The following is a 12,223-nucleotide window of genomic DNA, read 5'->3' on the forward strand; positions in this document are numbered from 1 at the left end:
TTAAAAACCATCGACAGCTAAATGTCGATGGTTTTTCTGTTACTTAGATGATAATTATAGAACTAATGAATTAAACTTTAGCTTCTTTAATTGTTCGATGGCTCTTTTTAGTATTTCTACATTTTGAACCAATGCAATTCGTACATAGCCAGCTCCTGCTGAACCAAAGACAGTACCTGGAACCATCACCACACCAGTTTGATCGATTGCCTCGAAGACAAATTCCTTATCTGAGATTTCATAAGGGTACTTAGCCCAAACGAACATGCCACCATTAGAGGGTGCTACATTCCATCCAAGGTCTCTTAATCCATCCATAACTACTCTGTGTCTTTCAGAGAAGGTTTTGCGTAGTGATTCCGTAATTTCCTCAGCGTGATTAAGAGCAACAATTCCTGCCTCTTGAATTGGACCGTAAATGCCAAAGTCTAAATTAGATTTTAATTGTTTCATAATACCGATCATTTCCGAATTTCCAGCGATATAAGCTATCCGGGTTCCTGCCAAACTAAAGCTCTTAGATAAGGAGTTAATCTCCATGCCTACTTCAAGAGCACCAGGTGTTGAAAGAAAGCTACAAGGAGAGTCTCCAGTAAAGTAAAATTCAGAGTATGCTGCATCGTGTAGAATAATGACATTATATGTATTAGCAAAAGCAACTACCTGTTGGAAAAACTCCTCGCTTGGCATAGCAGGTACCGGGTTTCCAGGTAAATTTAATATCATTAGTTTGGCTTTTTGAGCTATTTCTGTTGGAATTGCACCTAGATCAGGTAAGTAGTCATTCTCTTCTAGAAGGTCCATATAGTAAGGCTCTGCTCCTGCCAATTTTATACCGGCATCATACGCAACATATCCAGGGTTGGTCGTTAGAATGATATCCCCCTCATCACAAAAGGCTAGAGGTAAATGGACTAGTCCCTCCTGAGAGCCCATCGTTTGGACAATTTCGGTCTCGGGATTTAATGGAACGTTATAACGTCGCTGATAGTAATTAGCCACTGCCTCGTAAAAACGCTTCGTTCCACTTAATGTATAGCCATAAGAATCTGCTGAAAAGCTCAAATCAGATAGTACTTTCCTAGCCGCCTCACTTGGCGGGATGTCAGGACTGCCTAGGCTAAGGTCATATAGCTCGAATCCGGATTCTTTTTTTCTGGCTGCCGCTGCTTTTAAGTCACCAAAGATTGCTGGCTCAAATAAGGACATTTTAGTAGAAGGTTGAATGATCAATGAAAGCACTCCCTTGCAAACAATTAATAAATTTTATGTATCATCATAACACAAATTATATTAATATTGAGAAAAATATAAGATATTGTTTTGTAATGGGGAGTAAAAGCCATAAACAGAGCTTTATTTAATCATCAAATATTTTTACGTAGTACATTTTATAAAAAAAGAAGGCTGTTGCCAGCCCCCTAAAAGTAGTATTTAGTGAGATAGTGGATCAGTTTGCTCCACTTCCTTTTTGCTTTTTTCTTCTAATATTCCATCCGTCATGACATACACTTTATCGCAGTATTCAATTAAACGAGTATCATGAGTTACCACAATCGTAGTAGTTTCATTATTTTCTGTTTCTTTCTTCAATAGCTTCATCACTTCGTATGCACGATCAGAGTCTAAAGAAGCGGTTGGTTCATCAGCTAACAGAATAGAAGGCTTACTATATAATGCCTTGGCAATTGCGACACGCTGTCTTTCACCACCAGATAAATCAGAAGGATACTTTTTACGCAACTCAGTAATACCGAGGTTTTCGTACAACGTATCGAGCTCTTCTTTTGTCATATTGTCTTTTTTTACATTATCGAGTAATTTCATCTGTTTATCTACTGTTAGAAAAGGTACCAAGTTGGAGGCCTGCAATATAAAGCCTATTTCCTTAAGTCGAATTTTAGACCGTTTTTTTTCATTTAAATTGGTGAGATTTTGATTGTTTACAATAATCTCTCCGCTAGAAGGGGATTGCAGCCCTCCGGCAATGGTCAGGAAAGTACTCTTTCCTGAACCTGAAGGACCAATCACTGCAATAAGTTCCCCTTTATCGGCTACAAAATCAGTTTCCTTTAAAGCATCAACCTGCTTATGACCTGAACCGAATGTTTTCTTTACCTTATCTAACTTTAAAATTGCCATTTACTTATCCTCCAATCGCCTTTAACGGGTCTATTTTCACAATGGTAAATACAGAGAAAACTGCTCCTAGAATTGCAACAACAACTAATACAGCGCCATAGATTAACATAGTCGTTAAATCAAAGGCTACAGGAACTGCACTTGGTAAAAATTTTCCTGTTAAAATCGTTAAGCCGAATCCTACGACAACTCCTATGAAGGCAAGGAGAAAGGTTTGGACGATTACTGAAACTGAGAGATAACCATTAGAAATTCCTTGGGCCTTCATGACACCAAACATACTAATTTTTTGAACGGTTAAAACATACAGGAAAATTGCAACGATGACAGATGAGATCCCAAATAGGAAGTAAATCATAAAGTTTAAGGTAAGAGATTGCTCAGTGTACCCAGGAAGGCTCTCTATGAAGTTCTCAATCTCAGTAATTTGAAGCTCATCATTGCTTGTATTTATAGCATCTAGGCTGTCATCCGAAACAACAATACCATTTATTTGATCCTCATTTGCTTCAGCTGCTTCACCGAACTTTACTTTATGAAAGGTTGCTAGTTCCCCATAGAGCACGGGTGCACCATTAAATCGTGAGCTTTCTGTAAAGCCGACGATCATTAATGTTTCATCCGTAGATGAAAGTTCTAGTTCATCTCCGATTTTAAAACCCTCTTCTTTTAAATTATCACTTGCTACTACTTCATTTTCGTCGGAGAATTCTTCACCTTCACTGACTTCTGGCATCAAAAATTCTTCTTTGTCTATGCCAAATATAGACACATTCTGCTTAGAATCCCCGTTTGTCGCAATAGCACTTATTTGTCCAAGTATTGCCTTATCCTTAGCTTCGATGTTATCTAATTCATCGGTGCTAATAAATGATTGCGGTAGACTTTTATCCGATTCCTCGGCAAGTACAATAGCAGTTGCATTCCACTTGTCTACTGCTTCGCGATTTAGGTTTGCTAACCCGGTAGCAAGCCCGGAAAGGAAAAATACAAGGTATGCCACTAACATTAAGACTCCTATGATTAGAAAAAAGCGTAGCTTATTTTTTTTAATTTCATTCCATGCTAAAAACATTCCATTCACTTCCTATCTCTTTTATTAAAGCTGTACTGCTGTTTGATAGAGGCTATCGGCTGTTACAGCAACTGTTTTAGTATCATTTGAAATATCTCTAATTGCCTCTACAAGGTTTGACACTTGAAACTCTACTTGGTTTATATAGTCGGTGTTTTCATCTATAGAAAAAAGGATTTTATTGAATTTCCGATTAGTATCCTGGGAGCTTTCTAATCCTAGCTCAACACTCTTTTCCATATTTGCAATAGTGTTAACGGCTTTGTTTGTAAGCTTGGTAGAGGTTTGTACCAAGTATGTAATTTCTTCTACAGAGCGTTTAGACTGCTCCGCTAGTTTTCTTACTTCCTGTGCCACCACTGCAAAGCCTTTTCCATGCTCACCTGCTCGAGCTGCTTCTATAGATGCGTTTAATGCCAGCAAATTGGTTTGTTCCGCTATTTGCTTTACTAGCCCAACGATGTGAAAAATCTCTTCCGAAGAATGTTTTAAATCAACAATAATTTTTGCCATTTCTCCTGTATTACCAGTGACAAGCTCCATTTGTTTTTGAAGAAGTTCTATTAACTTGTTACCGTCGTTAGCTTCTGTTTGTATTTGTTTAACGCTGTCCATATTAGCCTGAACACTTTCACGTATCCTAGCGGTATTCAATTCGACCTGTTCCATGGAGGTAGTCGTCTCATCGGTTAAGCCTGCCAAGTCCTCACTTATTGATGAAATTTTACTTTTTAACTCTGTTTTAACTGTATCGTATTGCTGTTGGCGAAGCTTCACGTTTTCTTTTTCATATTCTTCTAGCACAAGCTGCATTTCTAAATTAATAAGCTTAGATATAGTAAGAGAGATCTCTTCTTTTTGGGCGTGATCCCTTATTTCCTTGTTAACTAACGAAATGATTATTGTTTGTATTTGATGGAAGGTCCCCATATACCACTTAGGCTCTAATCCAATCCGAAAGTGCATTTGGGCTAGTCTTCGTTTTCTCTCAATGGTAGTTTCCGTGAACTCACCACTAAACATCTCTATAATATAACTGCCGACTGTTTTCTTAAGACGCTCGATTTGAGTTCTTTCTTCAATAATTGCTCGTAAGGAGGGAACAGAAAGGACTTGCTCATAAAAAACAGAGACAATATCGTCTATACCCTTTTCCACATAGGGCTGAAACGTATGTATCATTCTTATATCGTCCTTGCCTAGACCAATTAACTTCATTTGCTTCTTTAATTCTGGATATAGCTCCAACTGTATAACTGGTTCTTTTACGGTTGTATTTATTTCCGTTTCTTTAAACCATTTTTTCGCAAAAGGTATTACCAATCTAATCTCTCCTTATTGAATAAACTTGATGAATACGTGCAATTGGATTTTCTTATACTCTTATTATTAACAGGACGTATTACGTTTGTCAAATGTTTGTATAATATTATTTATAATACATTATACAAATTAGTTCCGAATGAATCATGCAAATATACTCTATTAATCCCTCGGTTTAGAGATATTAGGGTGAGGATTTTATGCTAGAATTTTATTTTTAGTAGAACTACTGTATAATGTTGAGGGAATGATGTTATACTATAGATTAATTAACAAAAGCAACAACAGCTTTTACATAGAGGCTGAAAGGATGAATATGGATGATGCAAGCTCGCCCAAATAGTAGTTATAATATTCAGCAGGTGTCTAATGTAACAGGTTTGTCAAAGCAGGTTATTCGGAAATGGGAAGAGCGCTATGACTTGATTCAACCTGAACGTTTAGATAACGGCTATCGGGTTTATAGTGAAGAGGATATAAAGAAGCTTTTAAAAGTGAAGGTATTATCTGAGAAGGGATACTCTCTAAAGCAAGCAGTTGCGCAGGTTTTGGAGGAAAAACAATTAGATCATGCCCAAGTGGAGCTACCTATAGAAAAGGAATCCTCCTTTCCAGAGTTTAATGATTTTGTTTTTAAGCTGTTGGAGCATGGGACAGATCTCGATGAAATAGAGCTAACGTATACTTTGCAGCAAGCATACTTTCACTACGGGTTAGAGAATTTTTTAGATAAGGTCGTATTACCCTTTTTACTCGAGGTGGGAAACCGATGGGAAAAGGAAGAATGGGATGAGTATCAGGAGGCTGTTTCTAGTATGATTGTGCGTGATTTCCTCGTGCAAATTCGTCGTAATTTTCATTATAGGGATGATGCGCCACTAGTGATAGGGTGCTGTCTTCCTCATGAAACCCATGAAATCCCGGTTCATATTTTATTACTACAGTTTATGATGAAGGGGTGGAAATCCTTTTTAGTAGGTGCTTCTCCTGCACCAGGTGCAATAGAGTCCATGGTAGAAAAACTAAAACCACAAAAAGTACTATTATCAGCTTCGACAAGCATACCCTTTGAACGCAACCCTAAATTGTTAGCAGGTTTGGATCAGTTTGCTGAAAATCATAAAGAAATTAAATTTTATATAGGTGGAGCAGGTGCTATGCAATACTTTGCCTGCAAAAATTTAAAAAATATAAGCTTAGCCAATTCTATAGAAGAAGTAATCAATTAAAAAAGCTACTTGTTTTCCATGAGAAAACAAGTAGCTTTTTTGGCTGTTTAGGAAATTATAAAGTTCTGAATCTGTGGACCAATTGATGTCTAGCTCCACCGCCTTGCCCCTCGGGGTCAAATGGATAAAAGGTGCTCCTGCGCAAGCTCGTCGCAAACAAGAGCGTTTGCGGTGGCTGAGGAACTGCCTCCTCGCTTTTTCCCATTTGCCTGTCGGGGCAGACATAGGCGCTTGCGCTTTTCTTGCTAATTCCGTTAGAAATTAGATGTCAGACTAATATTCCGCCTGTTTTTAAATACTTTTCAATACCTTCTGCAGTACGATAAGCTAATGCTCCTACGGTACCTGTAGGATTCATACCTGAATTATGAGGGAAAGCGGATGCTCCTGGTACAAATACATTTTCACAATCCCACATTTGAAGGTAACTGTTCAATGCACTTGTTTCAGGGTCAGCACCCATAATCACTCCACCAGTGTTATGAGTGGTTTGATATTTTGTCGTATCCCAGTCTCCTTGATCTCCAGGAACTGTGATTTCATCAGCACCCATTTCTTCAAGAATTTTGGCAGTAATTTCTCTAATATATTTTTGTTGATTTTTTTCGTTGTCATGATAGTTAAACGTCATACGGATAAGTGGATCTCCAAAAGCATCTTTATACGTAGGATCCAAATCAATATAGTTATCCTTATGAGGCATAACAGCCCCTTGAGAGCCTACTGATAGATTGCGGTTTGCCCAGTAAATAGTGGCATCCTTGTATTCCTTACCCCAGGCTGGAGTTCCTTTTGGTACACTATTACTTGAAATAGGTCGTTTACCGTAATGGCCAAGAGCAATGTTGCCTCCGTGTATGAAGTCTAAATCAGAGTGATCAAAATTATCTCCGTTAAAATCATCTAACACACCAGCAAGAGATCCTGTACCTGCATAAAGGTTAAATTCTCTATCCTTAAAGAAACCAGTAGAGGCAGCGGATGTCATTTGATATGCATAGTTTTTACCGATAACGCCAGTTCCTGTTTTAGGATCATAAGGGCGTCCAAGCTCTGAGTTAAGTAAAATTTTAATATTGTTTAGAGCATAGGCTGAAACCACGACAACATCGGCTTCTTGTATATACTCTTCGCCTGTACGAGTGTCTACGTATAATACCCCAGTTGCTTTACCATTAGTATGAAGCACTCGGCGAACAACAGAGAACGTACGAATTTCAAAATTACCCGTTTCTTTGGCTACAGGTAAAACAGTTACTACAGGAGATGCTTTAGAACCGTACTCACATCCGAATCTTTCACAGAAACCACAATACTGGCAAGCTCCTCGTGAAACTCCATCGGGATTTGTGTAGCTTTCAGAAAGAGTAGCAGCTGGAGCTACATAGGGATGATATCCTAAATTCTTGGCAGCTTCTCTAAACATTTTCATAGAAGGTGTTTCTTTTAATGGAACTGTTGGATATTTTACTTTTGGAACTTCTGGATGTGGATTTTCCTCTCCAGAAATACCGGCCATAGCCTCAAACTTTTCAAAATAAGGCACTAGCTCGTCATAAGTGATACCCCAATCTTGTAGTGGCATATCTGCAGGAATCTTATCTTTTCCGTAGCGTTCTACTGTTTTGGAATAGATTTCAAAGTCATAAGGAAAGAAACGATACGTCAAACCATTCCAATGCTCACCGGAACCACCTAAACCGTCCCCAATTAAAAATGAACCATGCTGACGATATGGTAGCGCTCTCTGGGAGGGATTATGTCTTACAGTCAGTGTTTCCTTGGATAGGTCTTGCATCATTTCGTTTCTTTGCTGATATCTCAACTCATCATGTACCATCATGTAGTCTTCGACTGATCTTGATTTGCCTCGTTCAAGACCAACTACTTTATACCCTTTTTTAGTTAGCTCTGAAGCTACGATTCCGCCAGTCCAGCCTACTCCAACTAAAACTATATCTGTTTTTGGTAATTTTTTAGCCATTATTATTTACTCCCTTAAATTAATGATTATGTTGTGAATTTAAACTTTGAGGTTCGAAAGTGACAAACTCTTCTTTTTCGATAATATCTGCATAGCTCATTTGATGACCAGGGAATTTTTTCATTTTCCACCCTTGCATGTCTTTGTTTCCACCATATAAAGGATCGGAATAGACACCTTCTATTGTTGCACTTTTCAATAGCTTAAAGAAAAAAGAGGAAGTGACTGCACCGTTTAATGTTATTTCTCCTGCTTCCATAGCTGTTAGGATGCTTATTTGTTCTTCATCACTAATCTCAGCAAATCTTTTATCATATTGTTTTTTTGCTTCGGTGTTTAGTGCTTCAATACCTAAGTCAAAAATTTGTTGTCTATTTAAATGAGTTTGATGTCCAAATAACGCTGTAGCTTCTGCTGGATAGAAAGGGCCACTCATGTATTCCTTTGCATTGAGCCCCCAGTTCCCAGCCAATTGATGGTCAATATAGTAAGTAACTAATAAGTCTTTTGCGCCAGGTCCAACATCTGTTTTAGGGAAAATTTGTTCTGTTGCCGCCTCAACGGTATCGAATTGCGACTTATCAAAATACATTAATGCTTGGTTGAAATTAGTGGAGGATTTAGATGCAACATGAGTTTCGTTCTTCACACCAGCAGAATCTTTTCCTAAAAGACTACCAAGGGCTCCACCTAAAACTACTCCACCTACTGTTAACCCTGAATTTTTTATAAATTTACGTCTAGAAGAACGTTTTTCTAGAAATTCGGTTTTTGTTTCCTGTTCTGACATATTGATACCCTCCGATGTTAAATGATAGAAAATCCAATTATTTACTTAGTTAAATTATGGATAAAAATAAAAAATATTTTAATGAAGCAGGTTGCCCCAGTTGTAAACTAGAGAAAACAAAACGGTGAATACTAAAAGAGAACCAATAAAGTATGTATGCTTTTTCCCTGTCCAACATAGAACTATTATTGCTAGTCCAATCCCGGTACCTAATAAAGCAAACCAAGGAAACGAAGAGTTATAGAAAAATAAAGCAAGTGCTAAATCAGCAACGATGAATAATGCGAAAAGTACTTGGTTTAATATTTTTAGTTCTGCTAAATTGTAAGCTGTCACATCTTTTCCTCTTTCTTTTATAAAAATTATCACTTAATAATAGTGAAAAATAACCGTCCTCAATTTTACTCTTTTTTTTCATTAAATCTACCTATTTTATACTATTTTTTAAAGTTTATATTTTCAGAAAAAAAGTATGCTATTTTATTTGTAGGTTATAAGATATTACATTAGCCGTTCAAAATGAATGGCGCAGTATCCATTAAATGTGATATGATTGAAATTAGTAACAGGTACTAATAACAGGTAAAAACGGGAGGTTCTTATGAAGGACTTAATACAGCTAAAAGATAAAAATATTGTAGTGATGGGTGTAGCAAATGAGAGAAGTCTTGCTTGGGGAGTTGCAAAATCCTTATATGACGTAGGCGCTAATGTTATTTTTACTTATCGTAAAGAAAGATCATTAGGTAAAATTCAAAAATTATTAAGTGCTAATGACTTGGAAGCTAAGCTAGTAGTAGAATGTGATGTTAATAGTGATGATAGTATTAAATCCGCATTCGAAACAATAGGCAAGGAAGTGGGAGTCATTCACGGAGTTGTACACTCTGTAGCGTTTGCCCATGCAGAGGATTTAAAGGATGATTTCATTAAAACATCTAGAGAGGGCTATGCCTTTGCCCAAGATACCAGTGCATATTCTCTAATTGCAGCTGCAAGAGAGGCGGCACCATTTATGACAGAGGGCGGATCCATTGTTACGATGACATATTTGGGAGCAGAACGTGTTTTAGAGGGGTACAACGTTATGGGGGTAGCGAAAGCATCATTGGAGGCGTCGGTAAAATATCTTGCTTTAGACCTAGGTAAACAGAATGTACGAGTCAATGCAATTTCTGCTGGAGCAATTCGTACGTTAGCGGCTAAGGGCATCTCTTCATTTAACACTATTCTACACAAGATTGAAGAAACAGCTCCTTTACAAAGAAACGTAACACAAGAAGAAGTTGGCGATATGACGGTTGCTCTTTTAGGTAATCTGTCCAGAGGAGTCACAGGTGAAATAGTGTACGTAGATTCTGGATACAATATTATGGGATAAATATTAGGGACTGTAGTTGATAACTATTCAACTACAGCCCTTTTTCTTTTCTCCTATTGGAACTAGAGAGGCTCCAACTGTTCTCCTGTTTGAAAGGTCTTTTCACTCTGTCATACCTAATTTAAGTCATTCCTTATTAATAAAGATTATTAAAAACGTTTTTTTTATGAAAATTAGGGTATTTACACAAATAGAGTCGAAATGGATTAGAGGAGGAATTAGTTTGGATAAAAAAGTAAATGAAAATAGCAAACATCAACAATTAGAACAATTTCGTGCGGTAGATAAAGATAAAGCTATGACAACTAATCATGGTTTAAAAGTTTCAGAGGATGAATTTTCTTTAAAGGCCGGAGATCGTGGTCCAACACTTATGGAGGATTTTCATTTTAGAGAAAAGATGACACATTTTGATCATGAGCGAATTCCAGAGCGAATTGTTCATGCTAGAGGATATGGTGCCCATGGAGTATTTGAAGTGTACGAATCCATGAAGCCTTATACAAAAGCGAAGTTCTTACAAACACCTGGTTCTAAGACCCCTGTCTTTGTAAGGTTTTCGACAGTAGCTGGTTCCCGCGGTTCAGGAGAGCTAGCGCGTGATGCTCGAGGGTTCTCGACTAAATTCTATACAGAAGAAGGAAACTACGATTTAGTGGCGAACAATATACCTGTCTTTTTCATTCAAGATGCTATTAAGTTTCCTGATTTAATCCATGCGATGAAGCCGGAGCCTCATAACGAAATGCCTCAAGCGGCTACGGCACATGATACATTTTGGGACTTTATAGCGAACAACCAGGAATCGGCGCATATGATTATGTGGGCTATGTCGGATCGAGCAATCCCTAGAAGCTATCGTATGATGGAAGGCTTTGGTGTACATACCTTCCGATTTATCAATGAAGAAGGAAAGGCTCACTTTGTTAAATTCCATTGGAAGCCTTTGCTTGGAACTCACTCGGTAGTTTGGGATGAAGCACAAAAAATTAATGGTAAGGATCCTGATTTCCATCGCCGTGACCTATATGAAGCAATAGAAAAAGGCGACTATCCAGAATACGAGTTTGGCGTTCAAATTATTTCAGAAGAGGATGAGTTTGCTTTTGACTTTGATATATTAGATCCTACTAAAATATGGCCAGAGGAAGATGTTCCAGTTAAACGAATAGGGAAAATGACGTTAAACAGAAATGTTGATAATGTATTTGCTGAGACAGAACAGGTTGCTTTCCACCCTGGTAATGTCGTTCCTGGAATAGATTTTACAAACGATCCCCTTTTACAAGGACGATTATTCTCTTATACGGATACACAGCTGATAAGACTTGGCGGTCCAAACTTCCATGAGCTACCGATTAACCGTCCAGTATGTCCATTCCATAATAACCAAAGAGATGGTTATGGTAGACAAACAATTAACGTTGGACAAGTAAGCTATCACAAAAACTCCCTAGCTAACAACACTCCAGCTCCAGTTAGTGAAGCAGAGGGGGGCTATGCACATTACCAAGAAAAAATAGATGCACGTAAAGTAAGAGCGCGTAGTGAAAGCTTTAAGGATCATTTCACACAAGCTACTATGTTCTGGAATAGCATGAGTCAACCCGAGAAAGAGCACATTATTGAAGCGTTTAGCTTTGAGCTTGGTAAATGTGTAGAGAAGTCAGTACGTACTCAAGCATTAGAAATGATTGCAAATATAGATTTAGACATGGCTAGCAAGGTAGCGGAAAATCTAGGTATGGTTATTCAAGGAACTGCTGAGAATAAAGTAACCAAATCTTCACCAGCCTTAAGTCAGCTAAATACAGTAATGAAGCCTGATACTAGAAAAATAGCAATTCTCGTAGGAGATGGCTTTGATGAAGAGCTATTGAGCTTTATGGAGGCTTTAAAAGCAAAAGGAACTCTTCCTATGGTCGTGAGTGATCATCATGGAAGTGTAAATGGAGCAAACGGTGCAAGCCTACCAGTAGATCACACCTTCTTAACAGCGGATTCTGTTTTATTTGATGCAGTCTACGTGGCTAGCAATAATGGAACAACACCGGCATTTAAGAAGAATGCGATGTTATTTGTCCAAGAAGCATTTACTCACTATAAGCCTATCGGATCTACCTTTAGTGGCGACGAGCTACTAGAAGAAATGGGACTTGTAGGTCAAATTGGTGTGTTAGCTAATGACAAAGTACATTTTGTAGATGACTTCATCAATGCAGTGGCAGCACATCGCTTTTGGGATCGTGCAGTTTAATAAGGTTACAGTTAAAGAGGTATGTCCTTTAATACAGGGCAT

At 37.9% G+C, this 12,223-nt stretch carries 11 protein-coding genes; 3 read left to right on the forward strand and 8 right to left on the reverse strand.

Features of this window, described 5'->3' with window-relative positions:
- Positions 1-54: 54 nt before the first annotated feature.
- The 4 genes from M3627_RS05420 to M3627_RS05435 all read right to left on the reverse strand — a co-directional run bounded on the left by M3627_RS05420 (position 55) and on the right by M3627_RS05435 (position 4,540).
- Positions 55-1,233, reverse strand: coding sequence for an aminotransferase class I/II-fold pyridoxal phosphate-dependent enzyme (locus M3627_RS05420; RefSeq protein WP_251553243.1), 1,179 nt, complete (start codon positions 1,231-1,233; stop codon positions 55-57).
- 201 nt (positions 1,234-1,434) lie between these two features.
- Positions 1,435-2,142 carry an ABC transporter ATP-binding protein gene (locus tag M3627_RS05425; RefSeq protein ID WP_169358395.1) on the reverse strand — a complete coding sequence of 236 codons (708 nt, stop codon included), beginning with the start codon at positions 2,140-2,142 and terminating at the stop codon, positions 1,435-1,437.
- Positions 2,143-2,146: 4 nt separating this feature from the next.
- A complete protein-coding gene (locus tag M3627_RS05430; protein ID WP_169358396.1) occupies positions 2,147-3,217 on the reverse strand; it encodes an ABC transporter permease in 1,071 nt (356 codons plus the stop codon).
- Between the two features lie 24 nt (positions 3,218-3,241).
- Positions 3,242-4,540 carry a globin-coupled sensor protein gene (locus tag M3627_RS05435; protein ID WP_169358397.1) on the reverse strand — a complete coding sequence of 433 codons (1,299 nt, stop codon included), beginning with the start codon at positions 4,538-4,540 and terminating at the stop codon, positions 3,242-3,244.
- A gap of 320 nt (positions 4,541-4,860) precedes the next feature.
- On the opposite strand from M3627_RS05435, the gene M3627_RS05440 reads away from it, so the two are divergent.
- Positions 4,861-5,769 carry a MerR family transcriptional regulator gene (locus M3627_RS05440; protein WP_251553244.1) on the forward strand — a complete coding sequence of 303 codons (909 nt, stop codon included), beginning with the start codon at positions 4,861-4,863 and terminating at the stop codon, positions 5,767-5,769.
- Positions 5,770-5,824: 55 nt separating this feature from the next.
- Here the strand turns inward: M3627_RS05440 and M3627_RS05445 are convergent, their stop codons facing one another.
- The 4 genes from M3627_RS05445 to M3627_RS05460 all read right to left on the reverse strand — a co-directional run bounded on the left by M3627_RS05445 (position 5,825) and on the right by M3627_RS05460 (position 8,879).
- On the reverse strand, positions 5,825-5,974 hold the full coding sequence (locus M3627_RS05445) for a hypothetical protein (RefSeq protein WP_251553245.1): 150 nt from the start codon (positions 5,972-5,974) through the stop codon (positions 5,825-5,827).
- Positions 5,975-6,037: 63 nt separating this feature from the next.
- Complete coding sequence (locus M3627_RS05450) at positions 6,038-7,753, reverse strand: GMC family oxidoreductase (RefSeq protein ID WP_169358398.1); 1,716 nt, start codon at positions 7,751-7,753, stop codon at positions 6,038-6,040.
- A 19-nt stretch (positions 7,754-7,772) separates the two neighbouring features.
- Complete coding sequence (locus tag M3627_RS05455) at positions 7,773-8,543, reverse strand: gluconate 2-dehydrogenase subunit 3 family protein (protein ID WP_169358399.1); 771 nt, start codon at positions 8,541-8,543, stop codon at positions 7,773-7,775.
- Between the two features lie 78 nt (positions 8,544-8,621).
- Positions 8,622-8,879: a hypothetical protein gene (locus M3627_RS05460; RefSeq protein WP_169358400.1), complete on the reverse strand. Its 258-nt coding sequence runs from the start codon at positions 8,877-8,879 to the stop codon at positions 8,622-8,624.
- 265 nt (positions 8,880-9,144) lie between these two features.
- Between M3627_RS05460 and fabI the strand changes: the two genes are divergently transcribed.
- Both fabI and M3627_RS05470 read left to right on the forward strand, forming a co-directional pair.
- Positions 9,145-9,924, forward strand: coding sequence for an enoyl-ACP reductase FabI (gene fabI, locus M3627_RS05465; protein ID WP_169358401.1), 780 nt, complete (start codon positions 9,145-9,147; stop codon positions 9,922-9,924).
- A gap of 217 nt (positions 9,925-10,141) precedes the next feature.
- Positions 10,142-12,181, forward strand: a complete 2,040-nt coding sequence (locus tag M3627_RS05470) for a catalase (RefSeq protein WP_483315280.1) — start codon at positions 10,142-10,144, stop codon at positions 12,179-12,181.
- Positions 12,182-12,223: the final 42 nt, after the last annotated feature.

Source organism: Psychrobacillus sp. MER TA 171 (assembly GCF_023713305.1).
GTDB lineage: Bacteria > Bacillota > Bacilli > Bacillales_A > Planococcaceae > Psychrobacillus.